We start from the raw sequence: 22,888 nt of genomic DNA, 5'->3' as shown, positions 1-22,888 counted from the left end.
ATATCGCCTCGGCGCGAGTCCTGGTCCGAGCCAATCAAGACGTGAATAGAGGGGAGAGCAGGACAATGAGCACGCCGGAAGCCGTAGGACTATCGTCCGAGCGCCTGAAGCGCATCGATAGCTTCATTCAGGCCAAGTACATCGATACGGGAAAACTGCCCTGCGCCCTGACCCAAGTCTGGCGGCGTGGACAACTGGCCCACACCTCGGTGCTGGGCAGCGCCGACGTCGAGCGCGGCAAGCCGCTGAAGGCCGACAGCCTGTTCCGCATCTATTCGATGACCAAGCCCATCACCAGCGTCGCCTTCATGATGCTGGTTGAGGAGGGGCTGGCTTCGCTGGACGACCCGGTGCATCGCTTCATCCCGGCGTGGCGGGATATCGGGGTCTTTCAGGCCGGCGTCGCCGGAGCCTTCCAGACGACGCGCACCAAGGAGCCGATGCGCACCATCGACCTGCTGCGCCACACCTCGGGCCTGACCTACGGCTTCCAGCAGCGGACCAATGTCGACGCAGCCTATCGCAAGCTGAAGCTGGATGGCGTGGACAGCGAGGGCGGCCTGAAGACCTTCGTCGAGACCCTCGGGACGGTGCCGCTGGAGTTCTCGCCCGGCGAGGCCTGGAACTACTCGGTCGCGACGGATGTGCTCGGCTATCTGGTCGAGGTGATCTCGGGCATGCCGTTCGACGTGTTCCTGAAGACCCGGATCTTCGATCCGCTGAAGATGATCGACACCGGCTTCTTCGTGCCGGAAGGCCAGCGTGAGCGCTTCACCGCCTGTTACGCCCTGACGCCCTCGGGCAAGGTGGTGTTGCAGGACGATCCCGAGAAGAGCCGGTACCTGTCCGCCCCCTCGGTGAAGTCGGGCGGCGGCGGCCTGGTCTCGACGGCCGACGACTACATGCGCTTCTGCCGCATGCTGCTGAACGGCGGCGAGCTGGACGGCGTGCGCCTGCTCAGCCCCAAGACGATCAAGCTGATGACCATGAACCATATCCCCGGTGGTCAGGAGCTGGTTCAGGCGTCCAAGTCGCTGTTCAGCGAGGCGGTCTTCGAGGGCTTGGGCTTTGGTCTCGGCTTCGCCATGACCATCGATCAGGCGCGGACCAAGAACCTGGGATCGCTGGGCGAGTACTTCTGGGGTGGCATGGCCTCGACGGCGTTCTGGATCGATCCGGTCGAGGATCTGGCGGTGGTGTTCATGACCCAGCTGATGCCGTCGACCTCGTACCCGATCCGTCGCGAGCTGCGCACACTGGTCTATTCGAGCTTCACCGAGGCGGCGGGGTAGGGCTGGAGCAGGTGAGCGCCCCCTCCGTCGCGCGGCCGGGCCGCGCGCCACCTCCCCCGTTTCTCGAGGGAGGAGGAAAGCTCTCTCTCCTGCCCCGCTTGCGGGGGAGGTGGATCGGCGCGAAGCGACGAGACGGAGGGGGCGCTTAACCCCATCAAGAAAACGGCGCGGGAGAGGCTCCCGCGCCGAGTTGCGCTTTACCAAAGTCCGACGCATTGCGAGCAATACGTCACGCTCGCGAAATCCACCGACTTCGAAACGTCAGGACGCGTGCAAGGCGCATCCAAAGCCCATGAATTCCCGCGAACGTCCTCCCCGGCGCGGATCATTTTCTCTGCATTTCAGGTAGCTGCAGTGTCGGTCAGCCCACCGACGCCCCCTCCACCCTGCGGATGATCTCGGCCGAACTTCTGATTTCGAATTTGGAGTATGGCTTTGTGGCCGTCAACTGGCGGCGCCCGCGAAATGGGCGCCGTCGCGTAGGTCTGGACATCCGCGACGGAGCATGCACGCTGCTGTCAAACAACCGTTCAAACCAAGAAAACAAGGGTGGAAGCCGCCATGGCCGCGATCAACGCCGTCACCGATTTCTCTGTCGAAGGCGACATCGGCGTCGTCACGCTCAACTCGCCGCCGGTCAATGCGCTGTCGGCCGTCGTCCGCGAGGGTCTGCAGGGCGCGTTTGACGCCGCGATCGCCGACGCCGCCGTCAAGGCCATCGTCCTGATCTGCGACGGCAAGACCTTCATCGCCGGCGCCGACATCACCGAGTTCGGCAAGGCGATGACCGGACCCTCGCTGCAGGACGTCCAGAACACGATTGAGAACTCGCCCAAGCCGGTGATCGCCGCGATCCATGGCACCGCCCTGGGCGGTGGCCTGGAAGTGGCGCTGGTGGCCAACTACCGCGTGGCCGTCCCGTCGGCCAAGGCCGGCCTGCCGGAAGTCAACATCGGCCTCCTGCCGGGCGCGGGCGGCACGCAGCGCCTGCCGCGCATCGTCGGTGTCGAGAAGGCCCTGGAGATGGTCACCAGCGGTCAGCACGTGCCGGCCAAGGCGGCGCACGCCATGGGCCTGTTCGATGAACTGGTTGAGGAGGGCAAGCTGCGCGAGGGCGCGATCGCCTTCGCCAAGGCCGTTGTCGCCGAGAACCGTCCGCTCAAGAAGGTCCGTGACCTGAACGAAAAGGTCGAGGCCGCGCGTGGCAAGCCCGAGATCTTCGAAGCCTTCCGGAAGGCCAACGCCAAGAAGTTCCGCGGCTTCATGGCTCCGGAGAACAACATCAGGTGCATCGAGGCGGCGGTGAACCTGCCCTTCGACGAAGGTCTTAAGGCTGAGCGCAAGCTGTTCATGGAGCTGATGACCGGCAGCCAGTCGGCCGCCCAGCGCTATGTGTTTTTCGCCGAGCGCCAAGCCGCCAAGATCCCGGACGTGCCGGACGACACCCCGACTATTCCCGTCAAGAAGGTCGGCGTCATTGGCGCCGGCACCATGGGCGGCGGCATCGCCATGAACTTCCTCAACGCCGGCATCCCGGTGACGATCATCGAGGCCAAGCAGGAGAACCTCGAACGCGGCGTGGGCGTCATCCGCAAGAACTACGAGAACACCGCCAAGAAGGGCCGCCTGACCCAGGACGACGTCGAAAAGCGCATGGCGCTGCTGACGCCCTCCATGGAAATGGAGGCCCTGGCCGACTGCGACATGATCATCGAGGCCGTGTTCGAGCTGATGGAGATCAAGAAGGAGGTCTTCGGCAAGCTGGACAAGATCGCCAAGCCCGGCGCGATCCTGGCCACTAACACCTCGTACCTGAATGTCGACGAGATCGCCGCCTGCACCAGCCGTCCGGAAAGCGTGATCGGTACGCACTTCTTCTCGCCGGCCAATGTCATGCGCCTGCTGGAGCTGGTGCGCGGCGACAAGACCAGCAAGGACGTCATCGCCACCTGCATGAAGCTGTCCAAGACCATCGGCAAGGTGCCGGTGCTGGTCGGTGTCTGCTACGGCTTCGTCGGCAACCGCATGCTGGCCCAGCGCCAGCGCGAGGCCCAGAAGCTGATCCTGGAAGGCGCGATGCCCTGGGATGTCGACCGGGTGCTTTACGACTTCGGCCTGCCGATGGGGCCGTTTGCGATGAGCGATCTGGCGGGTCTCGACATCGGCTGGGATCCGGCCAAGACCAGCTCCTCGACCGTCCGTGAAGTGCTCTGCGAAATGGACCGTCGCGGCCAGAAGAACGGCAAGGGCTTCTACGACTACGACGAGAACCGCAACGCCAAGCCTTCGCCCGTCGTCGAGGAGGTGATCCGCGACTTCGCCGAGAAGCGTCAGATCCAGCGCCGCGAGATCACCGACCAGGAGATCCTGGAACGGTGCCTCTATCCGATGGTCAACGAGGGCGCGAAGATCCTCGAGGAAGGCAAGGCCATCCGGGCCTCCGACATCGATATCGTCTGGATCAACGGCTACGGCTGGCCGGTCTACAGCGGCGGCCCGATGTTCTGGGGCGAGCTGGTGGGCCTCGACAAGGTCCTGGCCAAGATGAAGCAGTTCCACGCCGAACTCGGCGACGACTTCAAGCCCTCGGCCCTGCTCGAGCGCCTGGTCGCCGAAGGCAAGGGCTTCAAGGACGCCTGATCGCGTTCTTCTAGCTTCAAAATTAGCGTGTCATCCCGGCCGCAGCGCAGCGGAGAGCCGGGACCCAGGGGCAGCCGCATCGCGCTTGGCCTCTGAGTCCCGGGTCGGCTTCGCCGCTCGGGATGACACGGGTTTTTGCGTTTTTGAGGAAGAGTGCATGACCCTCGCCGCCATGATCGCCGCCGACTATGGGACTATCGGTGACATCCTGCGCGAGCGGGCCCTGGAAAATCCCGATCGTCTGGCGGTGGTCATGGAGACGGGCGAGGCCGTCACCTACGCCCAGTTCGACGCGCTGGTCGACCGGGTGGCCGCAGCCCTGCAGCGCGACGGCGTGGCGCCGGGCGAGGCCGTTGCGGTCTGCGCCCTTTCGTCCATCCCCTATGCGGCGCTGTTCCTGGGCGCCTTGCGGGCCGGGGTCGCGGTGGCCCCGATCGCGCCGTCATCGACGCCGGAGTCGATCGCCGGCATGGTCGCCGACTGCGGCGCCAAGCTATTCTTTCTGGACGCCGGCGTCGCCGAGGCCCAGAAGCCCGCGCCGGTCCCTGTGCGCCAGATCGCGCTCGATGGTTCCGCCGCCGGAGAGGCCTTCGACGCCTGGCTGGCCCCCGAGGGCGCCGCGCCCACGCCGGTCGAGATCGGCCCCAAGCACCCGTTCAACATCATCTATTCCAGCGGCACGACCGGCACGCCCAAGGGCATCATCCAGTCGCACGGCATGCGCTGGAAACACATCTTCGTCGGCGACGCGATCGGCTATGGCCACACGCCGGTCAGCCTGTTGTCGACACCGCTCTATTCGAACACCACGCTGGTTTGCTTCTTCCCGACCCTGGCGGGCGGTGGGACCGTGGTGCTGATGAAGAAGTTCGACGTGGTGCGCTATCTGGAGTTGGCCGCCAAGCACCGCATCACCCACACCATGCTGGTGCCGGTGCAGTACCGCCGGCTGCTGGAGCACCCGGACTTCGACCGCTACGATCTTTCGTCCACGCGGATGAAGTTCTGCACCAGCGCCCCGTTCGCCGCCGACCTCAAGGCTCAGGTTCTCAAGCGCTGGCCCGGCGGCCTGGTCGAATACTTCGGCATGACCGAAGGCGGCGGCACGTGCATCCTGATGGCCCACGAGCATCCGGACAAACTGCACACCGTTGGACGTCCGGCGCCCGGCCATGACATCCGGCTGGTGGACGAGGATGGCCGGCAGGTCGGGCCCGGCGTGGTCGGCGAGATCGTCGGCCGTTCGGCCAGCATGATGAATGGCTATCACGGCCGTCCCGACAAGACCGCCGAGGCGACCTGGGTCTCGCCCGAGGGCTGGACCTTCATCCGCACCGGCGATGTCGGCCGGTTCGACGAGGAAGGCTTCCTCACCCTGATGGATCGCAAGAAGGACATGATCATCAGCGGCGGGTTCAATATCTATCCGTCCGACCTGGAGGCCGTGTTGGTCAAACATCCGGCGGTGGTCGAGGCAGCGGTGGTCGGCGTGCCCTCCGACGCGTGGGGCGAGACGCCGGTGGCCTTTGTGGCGCTGAAGAGCAGCCAGGCCGCCGAGGCCGACGCCATCAAGGCCTTCGTCAACGGTCAGGTCGGCAAGACCCAGAGACTAGCCGAGGTCGTCGTCGTGGACAGTTTGCCGCGCAGCCACATCGGTAAGGTCCTGAAGCGCGAACTGCGCGACTCATGGCAAAAGTCGCCCAGTCAGTAGGCTTGTGCGGCGCTTCTTGCCGCGACCGCGCGCCGCATTAGGGCGAGCGGAATCGATGAATACGGTTGCTTAACCAAATGGTGCGGCCATCAGGTCGCCCGGTTCGTCGTGGATTGCGTTCAAGCTCATGCGCCCGAAGCCCGTCGCCGCTCCGATCAATGCTCTCGCCGACCTGGCGCGTGAGGCGAAAGCCCTTGTCCGCGCGCCAGGCGCGCCGATCGATTTCGATGCGGTCGCCCAGGCGCTGGGCGCAGCGGGCCATACGTCTGATCTCGAGCAGCGCCTGACCGCCCGCTTTGTCCGTCCGGTCGCTGCGCGCGCCTTCGCCGCGCGGGTCGAGGCCACGGCTGCGACGCTGAAGGCTCTGGGCGTGCGCGAGGGTGGTGTCTGCGTGGTCTCGGCTCTGGCCGATCCGGAGACCCTGGCCGGCGTCGCCGCCGCTGGGCTCAAGGCGTGGCTCGTCGATGTCGACCCGTTCAGCGCCATGTTCGACACCGACCATCTGCGCGAGCGTCTGCCCGAGGCGCCGGGACCGCTGGAGGCCATCGTGCCGGCGGCGGCCCACGGCCGCGCGCCCGACATGCGCGCCTGGGCCGCCTTCCGCGACGAGACGGGGCTGCCGATCCTGGTCGACGCTCACGGCGCGTTCGACGTGATCATCGAAGCCCCGGTGCCGGTGCTGGTGGGGCTGCCCAGCGGGCAGGGCGTGTTCCTCGTCTGCGAGGACGCTATTCCCGTCAACACCGTCGAGGCCGCCCCCTTCGCGGGCGAAGACGGTCTCGCCGCCTGGCCGGGCCTGCGTCAGCGCCTTTGTGGCACGGCCCAGCAGTTGCGCGTTCTGCTGCTCGACAGCGGCGTCGGTTTTCAGCCCGGCTGGGGCATGAGCTGGATTTCGCCGGTTTGCGCGCTCAGCCTGCCGACCGACGACGCCGGCGCTGTGGCCTGGAAGCTCCAGGCGGCCGGCGTGCCCGCCAGCTGTTCGGTCCGAGACCGCACGCTCGCCGCCGACGAAACCCCCAACGCCGATCACCTGGCGGCCTCGACCGTGGTGGTGACCCTGGACCCGAACCTCGACATCGAGGGCCTCGACCGCCTCTGCGACGCGCTGCGCGCGGCGCTGGGGTAGAGGCCGGAGCCCACTTGCCTTAAGCATCGGCGCGTCGTTTTCACGCCGAGAGATCCGATGGCCAAGGCCTCCTCTGAGCCGCTTTCCCTGGACTGGGGCTTTGGACTCCCCGACGAGGTCTTCGCCTTGCCGGAGGCTGAGCTGGATGTGCAGGTCCGCTACGACGACGACCTCTGCCAGTGGGGCGATCGCTACTTCATCCGCTGCATTCTGCCAGTGCCGCTGAAGGGCCAGGACGACTACTTCGGCTGGGGCGCCTGGGCCGAGGTCGAGGCCGAGGTATTCCAGCGCTATCTCGACCTCTATGAAGAAGACGGCCGCGAGGAGCCGCCGCATCCGGCGAAGCTGGCCAACCGGCTCGCGCCCTATCCCGGCACGACCCTGGGCACGCGCCTGCTGATCCAGTTCCAGACCCCCGACGAGCGCCCGACCCTCACGCTGCTGGAGGGCGACAAGAGCCGCCTGGCGGAAGAGCAGCGCGACGGGATCGACGCCGCGCGGCATCATGAGATTATTGCCGTCTGCGAGGCCGCCTAAAGCCAGCCCGCCTTCTTGAAGCGCCGGTACAGCAGGCCGCAGACCACGACGATGGCGCCGATCACGCCGTAGTAGCCGTACTGCCACTTCAGCTCGGGCATGTGCTCGAAGTTCATGCCGTAAATCCCGGCGATCGCGGTGGGCACCGCCAGGATCGCGGCCCAGGCGGCCAGCTGGCGGGTGATCACCCCCTGGCGCTGCTGTTCCAGCAGGCTGGCGATTTCGAACACCGAGGTCAGCACCTCGCGCAGGCCGTCGACCAGGATCTCGGTGCGCTGCACGTGGTCATGGACATCGCGGAAGTACATCCGCACCTCGCTGTCGATGCAGGGCAGGTCGTGATGCTCCAACGCGCCGGCCATCTGGGCCATCGGGCCCAGCATCTTCTTGAACCGCATCAGCGAGCGGCGCAGGGCGAAGATGCGGGTGATCTCCGCCCGGCTGAGGAAGGCGTCCAGCGCCCGCTGCTCGATGCCCTGCAGCTCTTCCTCGATCTGGTCGACGATCGGCATGTAGCCGTCGACGATGAAGTCCAGCACCGCGTGCAGCACATAGTCGACCCCGTGGGCCAGTTGGACCGGCGCCGCCTCCAGTTGGGCGCGCAGCTCGGTGTGGGCCCGGGCGCTGCCGTGGCGGACGGTGATCAGGTGCTGGCGGCCGACGAAGAAGTCGGTTTCGCCATAGGCGATGCGGTCACCCTCCAGGTGCGCGGTCTTGGCCACCACGAACAACTGGTCGCCATAGACCTCGACCTTGGGGGTCTGGCGGGCGTGCAGCGCGTCCTCGACCGCCAGTGGGTGCAGGCCAAAAGCCGATTGCAGGCGGCGCAGTTCGGTCTCGTCGGGCTCGGCCAGGCCGATCCAGACAAATTCGCCCTCGCGCGGAACCAGGTCCTCGGGCGAGGACAGGTCCAGGACGCGGACCGGCTGTCCGGCCTTGTAGGCGGTGGCGGCGATCAGGCTCATGGCGTGCGGCTCAGTGCGCGGCCGCGTAGGCCTCGACCGCCGCGATCCGTTCGGCCTTTTCGGCGTCGGTCAGGAACGAGCCGGCGAAGCTGTTCCTGGCCAGGGTGACGATGTCCTCGCGGGTCAGGCCCACGGCGCCGGCGGTGGCCAGGTAGTTTTCCAGCAGATAGCCGCCGAAATAGGCCGGATCGTCGGAGTTGACGGTCGCCTTCAGGCCCAGGTCCAGCATCCGCTTGAGCGGGTGAACGTCCAGGCTGGGCACGCCGCACAGCTTCAGGTTCGAGAGCGGGCAGACCGTCAGGGTGATCCCGTCTTTCACGAGGCGCGCGGTCAAGGTCTCGTCCTCCAGCGCGCGGTTGCCGTGGTCGATGCGGTCGACCTTTACGAGGTCGATGGCCTCCCAGACATAGGCCGGCGGGCCTTCCTCGCCGGCGTGGGCGACGACCTTCAAGCCCAGGTCCCGCGAGGCCTGAAGAACCCGGGCGAACTTGGCCGGCGGGTGGCCAACCTCGGAGCTGTCCAGGCCCACGCCCGCCAGCTTGTTCAGCCAGGGCTTGGCCTGCTCCAGCGTCTCGAACGCGGCCTCTTCGGAGAGGTGGCGCAGGAAGCACAGGATCAGCTTGGAGGTGACGCCCAGCGTCTTCTCGGCCTCGTCCATCCCGGCCAGCAGGCCGTTCATCACCGTGTCGAAGGCGATCCCGCGATCGGTGTGGGTCTGCGGATCAAAAAAGATCTCGGCATGGGTCCCACCGTCGGCCGCCAGGCGCCGGAAGTAGGCGAGCGCCAGGTCCTTGAAGTCGGCTTCGGTGATCAGCACGCCCGCGCCCTGGTAGTAGATGTCCAGGAAGTCCTGCAGGTTCGAGAAGTCGTAGGCCGCGCGGATTTCCTCGACTGACGCGAAGGGCAGGGTGATCCCGTTGCGCTGGGCCAGCTCGAACATCAGCTCGGGTTCCAGGCTGCCCTCGATATGCATGTGGAGCTCGGCCTTGGGCAGGCCCCTGACAAACTCGGCGAAGGCGATGGGGGCGAGGGAAGCGTCGGTCATGGGGGAGTTATGGGCGCGCCAGCGATGGGGTCAAGCACGGGCCTGGCCTGTGTGAAGGCTTGTCGTCAGATGACCTGTCGGGGGCGAAACCAGGCGATGCGCTCGTGGGGGATTTACAGGCCACCGCCCGTGGGCTCCATTGGGGCGGCCAGCGACCGACGTTATCCCATCGCTTGGTGATGATCCATGCGAGGGCCAATGCGCCGAATGCCCGTGACGATGCTTGTGGCTGGTTTTCTGGCCTTCGCGGTGCCGGCGTGGGCGAGTGACCCGATCATCGACATGCACCTGCACGCCTCGGCCGCCGACGAGCAGGGGCCGCCGCCGTTGGCCATGTGCGCGCCGATCAATCCGATGCCGACCTGGGATCAGCGCCAGCCCTGGACCACCGGCCTGATCGCCATGTTCAAGGCGCCCAAATGCGCCGATCCGATCTGGTCGCCCACCACCGACGACGAGATCCGTGACAAGACCCTGGCGATCATGGCCAAGCGCAACATCATCGGTGTGGTCAGCGGACCCTACAAGCGGGTCATGGCCTGGCGCGCTTTGGCCCCCGACCGTGTCCTGCCGGGTCTGATGCCGACCATGTCCGATCTGTCCAAGCCCAAGGTGCTGCTGGACGATTTCGGCAAGGCCAAGGCCGCCGGCCAGCTGGCGGTGATCGGCGAGTTAGGCTTCCAGTACGAGGGGATCGCGCCCAACGATCCGCGGCTGGAGAACCTGTGGGCCGCCGCCGAGGCTGCCGACGTGCCCGTCGCGATCCATATCGGCCCCGGCCCGCCCGGCGTGGCCTATCTGCCGGGGGCCGGCTATCGCGCCCGGCTGAGCAGCCCGCTCTTGCTGGAGGACGTGCTGGTCAAGCATCCCAAGCTGCGGATCAACGTGATGCACGCGGGCTATCCGATGCTGGATGACACCCTGGCGCTGCTCTACGCCCATCCGCAGGTCTATGTGGACACCGGCGTCATCGTCTACTCGCAGCCGCGCCCGGCCTTCTACCGCTACCTGCAGGCGCTGGTCGATGCGGGCTTCGGCGAGCGGGTGATGTTCGGCTCGGACCAGATGGTCTGGCCCGAGACGATCGAACGGTCGATCGCGGTGATCGAAGAGGCGCCGTTCCTCTCCGCCCAGCAGAAGCGAGACATCCTCTATAACAACGCCGCCAGGTTCCTGCGCCTGGATGAGGCGACCCAGGCCAAACATCGAGCGATGTAAGAGGGGCAGGGGTCGGCGAATGCGGTGCGGCCCCTAGGCCGGCAGCGGTATGAACTCGTCGTGGTCGAGGTCGGGCAACTTCATGCGGCCGGCCTTCCAGTCGGCCTTGGCCTGCTCGATGCGGTCCTTGGACGAGGAGACGAAGTTCCACTCGATGAAGCGCGGGCCGACGGGCTCGCCGCCCAGCAGCATGACGGTCGAGCGTTCGAGGGCCTTGAACACCACCGTCTCCCCTGGCGCGAAGACCGCCATCTGGGCTTCGGCCAACTCGCGGCCATCTACCTCCACGCGGCCGGCGGCGATATAGGCGGCGCGCTCAGGATACTCTGCCGGCAGGGCGGCGGTGACGCCGGGCTCCAGTTCCCAGTGCACATAAAAGAGCGGCGAGAACACCGGCACGCTCGATTTCGCCCCGAACGCCTCGCCGGCGATCAGTCGCGCCTTCAGCCCACCGTTCTCGTAGTAGGGCAGTTCGGCGGGACCTTCGTGGTGTGTGAAGCTGGGGTCGATCTCCTCGAACTCGGTCGGCAGGGCCACCCAGGCCTGCATGCCGTCCATGCGCCCGCCGTGCTCGCGCAGGCCCTCGAAGCGTTCGGAGTGGGTGATGCCCGAGCCGGCGGTCATCCAGTTGACCTCATGCGGCTTGATCACGGCCAGCGAGCCGACGCTGTCGCGGTGGGTGATCTCGCCCTCGAACAGATAGGTCAGGGTCGACAGCCCGATATGCGGGTGCGGGCGCACATCGGCGCTTTTGGCGAAGCCCGGGTCGAAGGCCGCCGGGCCCATGTGATCGAGGAACGTGAAGGGACCCACCATCCGATGGGCGTGGAACGGGAGCACACGCCCGACCTCGAAGTTGCCGAGTTCCTTGCGGCGGGCGTCGAAGACGAGGTCGATCATGGATGGCTCCGGGGATATCGACGGGGAGCTTAGCCGCGACTGGCTCGGAGCGTCTTGTCGAAAACGCGCTCAGGGCGCGATGCGCAAGGACATAACCTTGGCGGGGGAAAGCCCCTCGCGCGGCTGGCCGTTCGGGCCGAAGTCGCTCCACTGACTGCGGGCGACGAAGATGAAGTGGCGACCGTGCATGACGCCGCCCGTGGGCTCGTCCAAGTCGGGCAGATTGGCGGCTATGACCTCGCCGCGCGTAACCCTGCGGCCGTCCCGAGAGATTGAGAGTCGCAGGACGCGCTGGGGTGTGACGCCGTTCTGGACGACGATCAGTGTCTGACCGTCGCGCAGAACGCCGTCGGCGCCGGTCAGGGACAGATCAGTCGGCAGCGCGACCGGTGTGACCTCCGCAGTGGTCAAGTCAATCCGATGCAGGCCGCTGGGATAGTCGGCGACCATCAACGCGGAGCCATCAGGCGAGACCGCTAGGCCCTGGGCCGAGCCGATCTCGTCGGAACGGACCAGTAGGTCGAGGTCCTGACCCCCTGGCCTAAGCCGCCAGATTTCGCCGCCCAAGCTATTGGACGCGTAGACGGTTCCGTCGGTCGCCACGGTCAAGTCGCCAAGCTGGCGCTTGGCGCCGTCGAAAGGCGCGCCGTAGCGGGCCATGATCTCGCCGGTGTCGAGGTCGATACGCAGCAGGGCGTTGGAGCCCTTGGCCGTGGGCGCAAGATCCCGGGCCTGATCGGCCGCCGAGGTCAGGGCCCATAGCGTGCGGGATTTCGGCTCGGCCACGATCCCGAACACCGACCAGAGGTCGTCGGCGGTGGGGATGAAGTCCGAGGCTGTTCCGTCGGCGCCGATGGCCAAGATCTTGCGGCCATGGACCTGGCTGATCAGTAGCCGCTTGCGTTTTGGGTCATAGGCGACGCTCTCGGCCAACGGCGCGCCGCCGAGGCTTGCGATGGGCGCCAGTTGGCCGATGGGCTTGCGGTTGGCGGCCAGCCGTTCGGCGACGGGCGCGAAGTCGAGGCGCTGGGCCAGAGGCGAAAGCGCTTCGTCGGTTGTGATATCCAGGATGAGGCCAAGGCTCGCATAGCGATGGAGCAGTTCTACCGCGGCCGCCGGATCCTGCCGCGCAGTCAGTCGCGCAGCGCTCAGCAGTACGCCCGGATGTGTCGGCATCAGGGCAAGGGCTTCGGTGATCTTCGTCCGGGCCAAGCTGGCGTCACCGGTGCGAACGGCGGTGGCGGCCTCTCTGCGTAGTCGAAAGAAGGCCTGCAACCGCCCCTCGGCAAATGCGGGGGCGGCTATGAGGAGGGCAAGCCCTCCAACAGCCAGGCGTTTAGCCCAGCGGGCTGACATAGGGGCTGACCAGGCCCAGCGGCACGGCGGTCGAGTTCTTGACGCCGCGGATGACGATGCGGCTTTCGATGTTCGAGACCAGGCCCAACGACAGCAGCTTGTCGCGCAGGAACTCGTCGAAGGCGCGCATGTCGCGGGTGACGATGCGCATCTCATAGTCCGCCGCGCCGGTCACGGTGGCGCACTGCACGACCTCGGCCCACTTGCCGACGGCCTGTTCGAAGGTGTCGAGGTTTTCCTTGGTCGGCAGCGAGAGCTTCACGGTGCAGTACACCTCAAAGCCCAGGCCCAGCTTCTCGCGGTCGAGGATCGTGACCCGACGCTGGATGACGCCGGCGTCTTCCAGGCGCTTGATCCGGCGCCAGCACGGGCTGGACGACAGACCTACGCGTTCGGCGATCTCCGCGACGGACAGTCCGGCGTCGTGTTGGATGAGATCCAGAATCTTGGCATCCACGGCGTCGAGTTGTTCGGACAAGAAATTCCTCCCCCCAGAGGGCGTTGGCGCTTTGATTTTGCGCAAAGCGGCCACGACTCGGGCACGCCTTGGGCAAACATTTTCCGCGCTTCTATAAGATATTGCGTGGTGGGCGAGAAGACCCGGGAGGAAGATTTTTGCTATGCGGCACTCAGAAGTCACTCTCGACGACAAATATGTGCTCGAAGATGGTCGCGCCTTCATCACTGGGGTGCAGGCCCTGCTTCGCGTCCTGCTGGATCGCAAGCGCCTTGACCGCAAGGCGGGGTTGAACACCGGTGGCTATTTGTCGGGCTATCGCGGGTCGCCCCTGGGCGGGCTCGACCAGCAGGCCGCACGCATCAAGAAGCTTCTCACCGCGCATGATGTCGTCTTCCAGGAAGGCCTGAACGAAGACCTCGCGGCGACCGCCGTGTGGGGCAGCCAGCAGGCAAACCTGTTCCCGGGCGCGCTTTATCACGGCGTGTTCGGCATGTGGTACGGCAAGGCGCCGGGCGTCGACCGCACCGGCGACGTGTTCAAGCACGCCAATTTCGCCGGGACCTTCCCGACCGGCGGCGTCCTGGCGGTTGCGGGCGATGACCACGGCTGCAAGAGCTCGACCCTCCCGTCGCAATCGGAATTCGCCTTCCAGGACTTCGAGATGCCGGTGCTGTCGCCGGCCGACGTCCAGGAGGTGCTCGACTACGGCCTGCTCGGCATCTCGATGTCGCGGTTCTCGGGCCTGTGGACGGGCATGATCGCCCTGGCCGACACCATGGACTCGGGCGTGACCATCGACGTCTCTCTGGACCGCCACCAGATCGTGGTTCCAGAGTTCGCGTTCCCGCCGGGTGGCCTGGGCATCCGCCAAAAGGACCAGCCGATGGAGAAGGAGCGGCGCATGCGGCTCCACAAGATCCCGGCGGCCCTGGCCTTCGCCCGCGCCAACAACATCGACCGCGTGGTCCTGGGCGCCTCGCACGTCAAGGTCGGCAAGGCCCGCCTGGGCATCGTCTGCCAGGGTCAGGCCTACAAGGACGTGCTGGAGGCCTTCACGGCCATGGGCATGACCCTGCAGGAAGCCGCTGACCTCGGCGTCTCGATCTACAAGGTCGGCATGCCCTGGCCGCTGGAGCCCTTGGGCCTGCGCGCCTTCGCCGCCGGCCTCGAGACCCTGATGGTCATCGAGCACAAGCGCGCGCTGATCGAGCCGCAAGCTCGGGCCGCGCTCTATGATCTTCCCGCACAGGCTCGGCCCCGCGTCATCGGCAAGACCGATGAGAAGGGCGGCCCGCTGCTGTCGGAGCTGGGCTCGCTGTCCGTGGCCGAAATCGCGCTGGCCATCTATGACCGCCTGCCCCAGGGGCCGCACATGGAGCGGGCGCAAGCTTATCTGAACCGCGTCTCGGCCGCCGGCGTCGCCGCCGTCAGCCTTGCCGCCGACCAGGCCCGCAAGCCGTTCTTCTGCTCGGGTTGCCCGCACAACACCTCGACCAAGCTGCCCGAGGGCAGCCGCGCCCTGGCCGGCATCGGCTGCCACTATATGGCCGGGTTCAACGACCCGATGACCGACCTCAACACCCACATGGGCGGCGAGGGCCTGACCTGGGTGGGCGCCGCGCCGTTCACCAGCGAGAAGCACGTCTTCCAGAACCTGGGCGACGGCACCTACAACCACTCGGGTTCCTTGGCCATTCGCGGCGCCGTCGCGGCCGGGACCAACATCACCTACAAGCTGCTCTATAATGACGCTGTCGCCATGACCGGCGGCCAGCGCGCCGAGAGCGGCTTCACCCCCGCCCAGATCACCCGCCAGCTGGCGGCCGAGGGCGTCAAGAAGACCGTCATCGTCGTCGATGACCTGGAGCGCTACCAGGGCGTCAACGACCTGGCGCCGGGCGTTGAGATCTTCCCCCGGTCGGACCTGATGCGCGTGCAGGAGATGCTGCGCGAGACGCCTGGCACGACGGTGCTGCTCTACGATCAGACCTGCGCCACCGAAAAGCGCCGCCGTCGAAAGCGGGGCTCGATGCCGAAGGCCACCCAGCGGGTCTTCATCAATCCGCTGGTCTGCGAAGGCTGCGGCGACTGCTCGGTGAAGTCCAACTGCGTGTCGGTCGAGCCCCTGGCCACCGAGTTTGGCCGCAAGCGCAAGATCAACCAGTCGTCCTGCAATCAGGACTACAGCTGCGTCGAAGGCTTCTGCCCCTCGTTCATCACCCTGGAAGGGGCCGAAAGCGCTCAGTCCAAGAAGACCCCGGCGGCCCTGACCGCCGAGTCGACGCCGCTGCCCGAGTTCGAGCCGCTGACGGGCGTGCGCAAGATCCTGTTCACGGGCGTGGGCGGGACCGGTGTCACCACGGTCGCCTCGATCATGGCCATGGCCGCCCATATCGACGGCCGCGCCGGCAGTGTGGTCGACATGACGGGTCTGGCCCAGAAGGGCGGCTCGGTGTTCAGCCACGTCAAGATCGGCGAGACCGAAGAGACGATCGTCGGCGGTCGCGTGCCGGCGGCCAGCGCCGATGTGCTGATCGCCTGCGATCTTCTCGTCGCCGCCAGCCCCGAGGGCTTGTCGCTCTACGCCAAGGACCGCACGCGCGCCTTCGGCAACAGCGACTTCGCTCCCACGGCCGACTTCGTCACCAGCCGTGACGTGCGGTTCGACAGCGGGGCCATGGCGCGTCGCGTGAAGGGCGCCACCAAGACCTTCGACGCCTGCCCGGCCCAGCGCCTGGCCGAGACGCAGTTCGGCGACGCCATCTACGCCAACATGATCATGGTGGGCTTCGCCTGGCAGCGTGGGGTGATCCCGCTGTCCAGCCGCGCGGTCTATCGCGCGATCAAGCTGAACGGCGTCGACGCCGAAGCCAACCTGCAGGCCTTCGAGCTGGGCCGCCGCGTGGCCCATGACCCGTCCAGCCTGACGGTGAAGGACGACACGACCCCGACGCCCGAGACCATGCCGCTGGACGCTCTGATCGCCCACCGCGCGGAACAGCTGACGGCTTATCAGAACGCCGCCTACGCCCAGCGCTATGCGGACAAGGTGGCCAAGGTCCGCAGCGCTGAAACCGCCGTGTCGGGCGAGGACGGCGCCCTGCCGCTGACCCGCGCGGCGGCGGTGAACCTCTACAAGCTGATGGCCTACAAGGACGAGTACGAGGTTGCTCGTCTGTATACGGACGGTCGTTTCGCGGCCGAGCTGGCCGGGACCTTCAAGGGCGGCAAGGCCAAGGTCTGGCTGGCCCCGCCGCTGCTGGCCCCCAAGGGGCCGGACGGCAAGCCCAAGAAGATCGCCTTCGGCGGCTGGATGCTGGATCTCGCCTTCCCGATGATGGCGAAAATGAAGGGCCTGCGCGGCACGGCGCTCGACATCTTCGGAAAGACCGAGGAGCGCCGCATGGAGCGCGGGCTGATTGCTTCGTATGAGACCGGTCTAGACCGTCTGGCGGCGGGGCTTTCGCCGGAGAGCCTGCCGCTGGCGGTCAAGATCGCCGAGATACCCCAGCAGATCCGCGGCTTCGGCCACGTGAAGGAAGCCTCAGTCAAGGTCGCCAAGGCGGCGGAGGAGAAGCTCTGGGGGCAGTGGGGGTAGGGGCTATGTCGATCAAATAGACCGACTTCCCCGGCGAACGCCGGGGCCCAGATTCATCCGGGGCGGCGGGGGATGATGCGCCATCACGCGGCGCTCATCGGATAGCCGCAGGTGGGTTCGATCTGGATCCCGGCATTCGCCGGGAAGGTCGGGTTTATAGGGGGAAGCGAGAGACTGTTCGCGACCCTTAGCGGACTCAGGAAGACGTGCCGGCTTTACTCATTCCCAGGAAGGGCTTGTTCGCAGCTTGCAGCCCGAAGGGGCCTGACCTTCCTCGAAGAGCTTCACTCTGCTGATTGCTTTCAACTGGTTCGCGCTCAACGGTTTCGCTGCGCTGAAATACGCAGCGCCATGACCACCATTCCAAATGGCGACCTCATAACGTTTGCTCGTTCGACGTTGCGCAAACCTCGCCGGTTTTGCGCCTACTTGCGCCTCGACTATCCGTCCTTTTGGCCGGGTGGCCCAAGCGATCCCGCGCACATCCAGCGATCCGAACGATCCCTCCCAACGGAAGCTTCCGCCGTGGATGCCGCCCTCAAGCGTGGTGATCCTCTCGCCGGGCAGGAGATCGATTATCGGAGAGTAGCCGCAGAAGCGCCCAGGCCCCTCTAGCTCGCCAGCTTCCGCAAGGAAAGGAAGCGCGGTGGCTAGGACCGCTGCCGCAACCAGCTCTCTCATGATGGCGTCCTGAAGCTATTCCACCATCAGGATTAGGCTCCTGAGGTTCAGCTTTCCACCCCAAGCCGTCGCCCCAAAGCTCCGCTTCTCACCGCATGAACGGCACCTTCACCGTCCCATAGGTCGCCGCGCGCCAGACCCACTCCAGCGGGCCGTAGTGGAAGCGCTTGAACCACAGGGTCGCCACCACGCCCTGGATCACCAGGAAGCCGACGCCCAGCCAAAGCGCCGTTCCCTGCGGCAGCCACTCCCAGGCGCCCAGGCCAAAGCCGTAGAACACCGGGACCCAGATCAGCGACTGCAGGACATAGAAGGTCAGGGTCATCCGGCCCATCGGCGCCAGGCGTTCCAGCAGCTTCCGGCCAACGCCCTGATAGGCCTCGACGATCAGAAGCACATAGACGCCCATCACCGAAACGTCGAACCAGCCACCCATCAGGTTCCCCAGCAGCTTGCGCGCCATCGGCGCGGCGGTCGCGTCGGGCAGCAGGGCGGCCAGCGGGGCTTGGCCAAAGCGGGCCAGCAGGGCCACGACGATCAACGCGACCAAGGCGCGGCGGCGCTGGCGGACGAACCGTTCCGGCGCGTCGAACACCCCCGCGCGGCCCAGGCTCAGGCCGATCAGGAACAGCGCCAGGATCTGGAAGAGACGGCCTGTCTCGATGAAGAACCACCACTTGAAGCTCTGTCCCTGCCAGACGTTCCAGGTCAGCATCTGGTCCAGAGGGGCGGTGCGATAGAAGGCCGGACCCGTGTCGCCCCAGTGATGCGGCGCGGCGTTGGCCCAGGTCGCGCCCGTCGCAGCGCTGATGATCTGGAAGGCCAGCAGAGGCTGGGCCAGCAGGATCGCCGCGACCGCCAGGATCACTTTGCTGCTTGCCCGATAGAACGCGATCAGCAACAGGCCCAGCGGCGCCAGCACCATCAGGATGTCGCCGCGATAGACGAGGCTATGGGCCAGACCGATCAGGGCCAGCACCACCATCCGCCAGGCGAAACGACCCGAGAAATTGGTCCCCCGTCGATCGGCCTTGTCCATCAGCAGGAAGAAGCTGAGGCCAAAGCACAGGGTCAGCAGGCTGAACGCCTTGCCCATGAAGAAGGTGGTGAAGATCGTGTGGGTCAGGTTCTGGTTCGGCGCAGCCCAGTAGATCTCGTACTGCTCGAACATGTGGACCATGTAGACGCCGATCAGGGCGAAGGCCCGCAGCGTATCGATTAACAGGTTGCGCGCTGGCGCGGCCGGCGTGCCGTCCATGGTCTGGTTCCCCCCGAGCCGCGATCGTCTTTCGCGTCGCGTGGTCAGACCATGCCGCGTTTGCCAGCGCTGTCAATCAAGGCGGGGGCTTAGCGACTGGCGGATCGGGGCGCCTCGTCTAAGGTGGCGGCATGAGCGAGTTTGATTTCGACGCAGTGGTGGTGGGCGCCGGCGCGGTGGGGCTGGCCTGCGGCTACGCCCTGTCGCAGCGCGGGCTGGTGGTCGCGGTCCTGGAGGAGCAGGGGCGCATCGGGGAGGGGGTGTCGTCCCGCAATTCCGAGGTGATCCACGGCGGGCTCTACTATCCGACCGGGTCCTTGAAGGCCAAGCTGTGCGTCCAGGGGCGGCGGGCGCTGTACGCCTTCTGCGACGCTCACAAGGTTCCCTACAAGAAGTGCGGCAAGCTGGTGGTGGCGACCTCGGAGGACGAGATCGCGCGACTCGACACCATCTGGGATCAGGCCCTGGCCAATGATGTCGAGGGCATGGAGCGCTTGACCGGGGCGCAGGCCAGAGCGCTGGAGCCGGGCCTAAACGCCCACGCCGCCCTGTTGTCACCCGAAAGCGGCGTGTTCGCCAGCCATGACTACATGCTGGCCCTGCAGGGCGAGATCGAAGCCGCCGGCGGGGCGGTGGTGCTGTCGACGCCGTTCGAGGGCGCCGAGCCCCTGGCCGGCGGCGGCTTCCGGGTCCGCGCCGGCGGCGCCGAGCCCACCGACTTGACCTGCCGTCTGTTGGTCACCGCGCCGGGCCTGTCCTCTCAGGCGGTGGCGGGCCGGATCGAGGGCTATCCCGCCGAACAGGTTCCCAAGGCCCACTTCGGCAAGGGGATCTATTTCCGGCTCAGCGGCAAGGCGCCGTTCCAGCGGCTGATCTATCCGCCGCCGATCCATGGGGCGCTGGGCACACACTACCGCAATGACATGGGCGGCCAGGCGGTGTTCGGACCCGACCTGGAGTACGTATCTGCGCCGGACTATTCGGTCGATCCGGCCAAGGCGGAGGCCTTCGCCGCCTATATCCGCAAGTTCTGGCCGGACCTGCCGGCGGACAGGCTGGTCCCCGACTATGCGGGCGTGCGGCCCAAGCTGCACGGTCCTGGTGAACCGCAACCGGACTTCCAGCTCAGGGGCGTCGAGGATCACGGCCTTGCGGGGCTGATGGCCCTGTTCGGCATCGAGAGCCCCGGCCTGACCAGTTCGCTGGCGATCGGCGAGACGGTGGCCGAGCGGCTCTGCGGCGCATCCTGATCGCAGTCGTCACGGGGGGCGGATCACAAGCCCAAGCTCCCGCGTTGACACCAGGGCCGCGCGCCACGATGGTCGCGCCCCGAAACGCCTCCCCTGGAGTCCGCCTTGACCACCATCCTGCACGCCATGCTGGGCAAGGGCCTCGGCGGTCTTGAGCAGGTGTTCCTCGACTACCAGCCGATCCTCGAGGCCTGGGCCGCGCGCCGGGGAGGGCGATGCGTCGGCGTGGTGCGCAAGGGGGGCAAGATGGCGGTCGCTCAGGCCAATCGGACGCCGCCGCTCAGCGCCATGCCGGCCCTGACCGACTGGGATCCGATCACGGTCGGCGCGGCGCGCGCGCTGGTGAAGACCTATCGCCCGGCCCTGATCTTCAGCCACGGCCAGCGCCCGGCGCGCGTGTTCGACAAGGCCGCGCCCGAGGACGTGGTGCGCGCGGTCTGCCTGCACAAACCCTCTTTCGACGTAACGCCGGGCACGCACTATGTGTGCGTCGGTCAGCACCTGGCGGCGCTGGCGATCGAGCGGGGCGCGCCCGCCGACCATGTCTGGTTCGTCCCCAACGCCGTCAAGCCGCCCAGCGCCGAGGCGCGCCCCTTCGCCGAGGCGGGGCGCCCGATCCGGATCGTCGCCGCAGGACGCCTGCATCCGAAGAAGGGCTTTGACGTTCTCATCCACGCCGTCGGCAAGCTGCGGGCCTGGGACTACGAGGTCACGTGCGAGATCGCCGGCGAAGGCGATGAGCGAGGCGCGCTGGAGGGGCTGATCCGCGACCTGGACCTTCAGGCCAGCGTCACCCTGAAGGGGTGGACCGGGGACGTCGCCGGCTTCCTCGCGACGGGAGATCTCTTCGCGTTTCCGTCCCACCAGGAAGGCTTTCCCCTGACCTTGCTGGAGGCGATGGCGGTGGGCTTGCCCGTGGTGGCCAGCGAGATCGACGGACCGCTCGAGATCCTGACCGATGGGCGCGATGGTCGCCTGGTCCCGGACAATGATCCCGATCGCCTTGCCGAGGCTCTGGCCGAGCTGATCAGCGATCGCGAGACGGCTGTGCGCCTCGGCGCGGTCGCTCGCCAACAGGTGCTGACCGAGTACAGCCCCCAGGAGCTGGCGCGTCGCTTGGAAGCCGCACTCGATGGAATGACATCGCGGGCTTGATGCGAAGCGCGCTTGGGCGTATGACCCCCGTCCGTCCTGGCTATGGCTGGGTAGCTCAGATGGTTAGAGCGGTGGATTCATAACCCACAGGTCGGCGGTTCGATCCCGCCCCCCGCCACCAGCAGGCTCATACATTGAGCCTCGTTGACGCCAGGACGAAGGAAGCGCGCGAGATCACCGAACAAGGTGATCTCGACGTGCGCTCCGCGCGCGTGAGACGTCGGCATGATTTCGATGCGATCGACCAGGGCGCGGGCGGCCGCGATGGCTTGGCGGTCCTTGGGCGAGGGCTTGCCCTTGGTGTACTCCTCGAGCCTCTCCTGAAGGTCGCTGATCCGCTGCGCATAGACGTCGGCGAGGCCGGGATGCAGCGTGATCGGATCGTCGTCGCCGATGCTGGCCAGCTCGTGCTTAAGGGCGTCGCGCTCATCCTCTAGACTCTGCAGGCGCGTTTTTAGGTCGGCGCTGGCGTAGCCGTCGAGGATGGCGTTCAGCGCGCGGTCGATCCTGCGCTGGGTCTCGGCGAGGCGACGTTCAAGCGGCGCGCGGCGGGCTCGCCGATCGCCGGCGTTGGCCTTCCAGCGCTCGTGATAGGCGCGGACATAGATCGCGGCGGCCTCGGGGCTAAGCAGGCGTTCTTTCAGGCCGGTCAGGATACGGTCTTCGACTGCGGCTCGGCCGACCGTGCGGCCATTGGCGCACGCGTGGCGGCCCTTGTTCCGGATCGTGCTGCATTGCAGCCGGGCGCGGCCCGCGACGATGTAGTTCTCACCGCAGGCCCCGCACTTGAGCAGCCCGGTGAAGACGCCGGGCTTGGCCTGATTGGCCAGGGTGCTGGGCTTGGTCTCCGATGTGATGGCCAGTCGCTTTTGCGCGGTCGACCATGTTGCGTCGTCGATGATCCGGAGCTGCGGAACCGGCGTTCGCTTCCACTCGCCCTCGGGCTTGATCGTCTGGACGCGCTTGCCGGTGTCGGGGTCTTTGCTCTTGTCGAACCGGTTCCAGACCTTGACGCCGACATACAGCTCGCACCGCAGGATGCCGTTCCCGCGCTGGCGCGATCCGCTGAAGGCCGAGGCGTTCCAGAGGCCTCCCGTCGGGCCGGGCGTGCCCTCCTTGTTGAAGTGGTCGGCGATGTCGCGGCAGCTCCAGCCCTCGTTGTAGAGCCCGAACGCCGTTCGCACGATCGCGGCCTCATCCTCGACAATCGTCATCTCGCCGCCGGGCGTGGAGCGGTAGCCATAGACGCGGCCGCCCATCGAAAGGCCCTTCTCGCCATTCGAGTGCATGCCGCGCTTGGTCTTGTCCGAGAGGTTCTGAAGGTACAGCTCGGACATCAGGCCTTCGATCGCGATGTCCATCAACTGGAGGCGATCCTTGGCCAGGGTCGCGATGCCGACGCCGAAATAGGTCAGGCGTTTGAAGGCGGTCGCGTTCTCGGCGAGGTTCCGGAACAGCCTGTCCTGATGCTCGACCAGGATCAGGTCGAAGGCGCCGGTCTCGGCCGCGCGCAACAGGGCTTGAGCGCCCGGCCGCGTGACCAGCAGATCGGCCGAGATCGCCGCGTCGGTGTATTCGTTGACGATCGTCCAGCCGCGCGCGCGCGCATGGCGACGGCAGAGCGCGAGCTGGTCAGCGATCGAGCCGGGGTTTTGCTTGTCGTCGGAATAGCGAGCGTAGATCGCGACGCGCATAG

General features: G+C 66.7%; 17 protein-coding genes, 1 tRNA gene and 3 pseudogenes. 12 read left to right on the top strand and 9 right to left on the bottom strand.

Annotated features, from left to right (window positions below; translation table 11 throughout):
• The first annotated feature begins 65 nt into the window (after nt 1–65).
• The 6 genes and pseudogenes from OVA11_RS19360 to OVA11_RS19340 all read left to right on the top strand — a co-directional run bounded on the left by OVA11_RS19360 (nt 66) and on the right by OVA11_RS19340 (nt 7,306).
• Nucleotides 66–1,292 carry a serine hydrolase domain-containing protein gene (locus OVA11_RS19360; RefSeq protein WP_268068854.1) on the top strand — a complete coding sequence of 409 codons (1,227 nt, stop codon included), beginning with the start codon at nt 66–68 and terminating at the stop codon, nt 1,290–1,292.
• Nucleotides 1,293–1,841: 549 nt separating this feature from the next.
• Entirely contained in the window at nt 1,842–3,932 is a 2,091-nt protein-coding gene (locus OVA11_RS19355) for a 3-hydroxyacyl-CoA dehydrogenase NAD-binding domain-containing protein (protein WP_268068853.1), read from the top strand.
• A 19-nt stretch (nt 3,933–3,951) separates the two neighbouring features.
• Nucleotides 3,952–4,093: pseudogene (locus OVA11_RS19910) on the top strand (hypothetical protein); the annotation flags it as partial.
• Nucleotides 4,090–5,643, top strand: a complete 1,554-nt coding sequence (locus OVA11_RS19350) for a class I adenylate-forming enzyme family protein (RefSeq protein WP_268068852.1) — start codon at nt 4,090–4,092, stop codon at nt 5,641–5,643. The pseudogene OVA11_RS19910 and the gene OVA11_RS19350, both read left to right, overlap by 4 nt.
• 127 nt (nt 5,644–5,770) lie before the next feature.
• Complete coding sequence (locus tag OVA11_RS19345) at nt 5,771–6,769, top strand: DegT/DnrJ/EryC1/StrS aminotransferase family protein (RefSeq protein ID WP_268068851.1); 999 nt, start codon at nt 5,771–5,773, stop codon at nt 6,767–6,769.
• 57 nt (nt 6,770–6,826) lie between these two features.
• A complete protein-coding gene (locus tag OVA11_RS19340; RefSeq protein ID WP_268068850.1) occupies nt 6,827–7,306 on the top strand; it encodes a DUF2199 domain-containing protein in 480 nt (159 codons plus the stop codon).
• On the opposite strand, the gene OVA11_RS19335 is transcribed toward OVA11_RS19340, so the two are convergent.
• Nucleotides 7,303–8,271, bottom strand: a complete 969-nt coding sequence (locus tag OVA11_RS19335; RefSeq protein WP_268068849.1) for a magnesium and cobalt transport protein CorA — start codon at nt 8,269–8,271, stop codon at nt 7,303–7,305. The genes OVA11_RS19340 and OVA11_RS19335 overlap by 4 nt on opposite strands.
• A gap of 10 nt (nt 8,272–8,281) precedes the next feature.
• Nucleotides 8,282–9,316 (bottom strand): adenosine deaminase, encoded by a 1,035-nt coding sequence (locus tag OVA11_RS19330; protein ID WP_268068848.1) that lies wholly within the window; start codon nt 9,314–9,316, stop codon nt 8,282–8,284.
• Nucleotides 9,317–9,523: 207 nt separating this feature from the next.
• Between OVA11_RS19330 and OVA11_RS19325 the strand changes: the two genes are divergently transcribed.
• Nucleotides 9,524–10,534, top strand: coding sequence for an amidohydrolase family protein (locus tag OVA11_RS19325; RefSeq protein ID WP_268068847.1), 1,011 nt, complete (start codon nt 9,524–9,526; stop codon nt 10,532–10,534).
• A gap of 33 nt (nt 10,535–10,567) precedes the next feature.
• Here OVA11_RS19325 and OVA11_RS19320 read toward each other — a convergent pair whose 3' ends face one another.
• From OVA11_RS19320 to OVA11_RS19310, 3 genes are all read right to left on the bottom strand, one after another.
• Nucleotides 10,568–11,434 carry a pirin family protein gene (locus OVA11_RS19320; RefSeq protein ID WP_268068846.1) on the bottom strand — a complete coding sequence of 289 codons (867 nt, stop codon included), beginning with the start codon at nt 11,432–11,434 and terminating at the stop codon, nt 10,568–10,570.
• A gap of 69 nt (nt 11,435–11,503) precedes the next feature.
• A complete protein-coding gene (locus tag OVA11_RS19315; protein ID WP_268068845.1) occupies nt 11,504–12,709 on the bottom strand; it encodes an SMP-30/gluconolactonase/LRE family protein in 1,206 nt (401 codons plus the stop codon).
• A gap of 61 nt (nt 12,710–12,770) precedes the next feature.
• Nucleotides 12,771–13,268 (bottom strand): Lrp/AsnC family transcriptional regulator, encoded by a 498-nt coding sequence (locus OVA11_RS19310; RefSeq protein ID WP_035045585.1) that lies wholly within the window; start codon nt 13,266–13,268, stop codon nt 12,771–12,773.
• A gap of 142 nt (nt 13,269–13,410) precedes the next feature.
• On the opposite strand from OVA11_RS19310, the gene OVA11_RS19305 reads away from it, so the two are divergent.
• Nucleotides 13,411–16,848 carry an indolepyruvate ferredoxin oxidoreductase family protein gene (locus tag OVA11_RS19305; RefSeq protein ID WP_268068844.1) on the top strand — a complete coding sequence of 1,146 codons (3,438 nt, stop codon included), beginning with the start codon at nt 13,411–13,413 and terminating at the stop codon, nt 16,846–16,848.
• A gap of 22 nt (nt 16,849–16,870) precedes the next feature.
• Here OVA11_RS19305 and OVA11_RS19300 read toward each other — a convergent pair.
• The 3 genes and pseudogenes from OVA11_RS19300 to OVA11_RS19290 all read right to left on the bottom strand — a co-directional run.
• Nucleotides 16,871–16,999, bottom strand: a pseudogene (locus OVA11_RS19300) (hypothetical protein); the annotation flags it as partial.
• 68 nt (nt 17,000–17,067) lie between these two features.
• Nucleotides 17,068–17,529, bottom strand: coding sequence for a hypothetical protein (locus OVA11_RS19295; protein ID WP_268068843.1), 462 nt, complete (start codon nt 17,527–17,529; stop codon nt 17,068–17,070).
• A gap of 88 nt (nt 17,530–17,617) precedes the next feature.
• Entirely contained in the window at nt 17,618–18,787 is a 1,170-nt protein-coding gene (locus OVA11_RS19290; RefSeq protein WP_268068842.1) for a DUF418 domain-containing protein, read from the bottom strand.
• Nucleotides 18,788–18,918: 131 nt separating this feature from the next.
• Between OVA11_RS19290 and OVA11_RS19285 the strand changes: the two genes are divergently transcribed.
• The 4 genes from OVA11_RS19285 to OVA11_RS19270 all read left to right on the top strand — a co-directional run bounded on the left by OVA11_RS19285 (nt 18,919) and on the right by OVA11_RS19270 (nt 21,629).
• A complete protein-coding gene (locus OVA11_RS19285) occupies nt 18,919–20,037 on the top strand; it encodes an NAD(P)/FAD-dependent oxidoreductase (protein ID WP_268068841.1) in 1,119 nt (372 codons plus the stop codon).
• 105 nt (nt 20,038–20,142) lie between these two features.
• Nucleotides 20,143–21,192: a glycosyltransferase gene (locus tag OVA11_RS19280; RefSeq protein WP_268068840.1), complete on the top strand. Its 1,050-nt coding sequence runs from the start codon at nt 20,143–20,145 to the stop codon at nt 21,190–21,192.
• A 44-nt stretch (nt 21,193–21,236) separates the two neighbouring features.
• Nucleotides 21,237–21,313 (top strand) — tRNA-Met (locus OVA11_RS19275).
• A gap of 13 nt (nt 21,314–21,326) precedes the next feature.
• Nucleotides 21,327–21,629, top strand: a complete 303-nt coding sequence (locus tag OVA11_RS19270) for a hypothetical protein (RefSeq protein WP_268068839.1) — start codon at nt 21,327–21,329, stop codon at nt 21,627–21,629.
• A gap of 264 nt (nt 21,630–21,893) precedes the next feature.
• On the opposite strand, the pseudogene OVA11_RS19905 reads toward OVA11_RS19270, so the two are convergent.
• Nucleotides 21,894–22,886: pseudogene (locus OVA11_RS19905) on the bottom strand (recombinase family protein); the annotation flags it as partial.
• Nucleotides 22,887–22,888: the final 2 nt, after the last annotated feature.

The organism is Caulobacter sp. SL161 (genome assembly GCF_026672375.1).
In the GTDB taxonomy this organism is placed as follows: Bacteria; Pseudomonadota; Alphaproteobacteria; order Caulobacterales; family Caulobacteraceae; genus Caulobacter.
This window is presented reverse-complemented; position numbering and strand designations above follow the sequence as displayed.

Excerpts from the sequence above, each read along its gene's own strand:
- OVA11_RS19360 (WP_268068854.1), top strand. The coding sequence starts at position 66 with ATGAGCACGCCGGAAGCCGTAGGACTATCGTCCGAGCGCCTGAAGCGC.
- OVA11_RS19350 (WP_268068852.1), top strand. The coding sequence starts at position 4,090 with ATGACCCTCGCCGCCATGATCGCCGCCGACTATGGGACTATCGGTGAC.
- OVA11_RS19345 (WP_268068851.1), top strand. The coding sequence starts at position 5,771 with ATGCGCCCGAAGCCCGTCGCCGCTCCGATCAATGCTCTCGCCGACCTG.
- OVA11_RS19340 (WP_268068850.1), top strand. The coding sequence starts at position 6,827 with ATGGCCAAGGCCTCCTCTGAGCCGCTTTCCCTGGACTGGGGCTTTGGA.
- OVA11_RS19335 (WP_268068849.1), bottom strand. The coding sequence starts at position 8,271 with ATGAGCCTGATCGCCGCCACCGCCTACAAGGCCGGACAGCCGGTCCGC.
- OVA11_RS19330 (WP_268068848.1), bottom strand. The coding sequence starts at position 9,316 with ATGACCGACGCTTCCCTCGCCCCCATCGCCTTCGCCGAGTTTGTCAGG.
- OVA11_RS19325 (WP_268068847.1), top strand. The coding sequence starts at position 9,524 with ATGCCCGTGACGATGCTTGTGGCTGGTTTTCTGGCCTTCGCGGTGCCG.
- OVA11_RS19320 (WP_268068846.1), bottom strand. The coding sequence starts at position 11,434 with ATGATCGACCTCGTCTTCGACGCCCGCCGCAAGGAACTCGGCAACTTC.
- OVA11_RS19305 (WP_268068844.1), top strand. The coding sequence starts at position 13,411 with ATGCGGCACTCAGAAGTCACTCTCGACGACAAATATGTGCTCGAAGAT.
- OVA11_RS19295 (WP_268068843.1), bottom strand. The coding sequence starts at position 17,529 with ATGAGAGAGCTGGTTGCGGCAGCGGTCCTAGCCACCGCGCTTCCTTTC.
- OVA11_RS19290 (WP_268068842.1), bottom strand. The coding sequence starts at position 18,787 with ATGGACGGCACGCCGGCCGCGCCAGCGCGCAACCTGTTAATCGATACG.
- OVA11_RS19285 (WP_268068841.1), top strand. The coding sequence starts at position 18,919 with ATGAGCGAGTTTGATTTCGACGCAGTGGTGGTGGGCGCCGGCGCGGTG.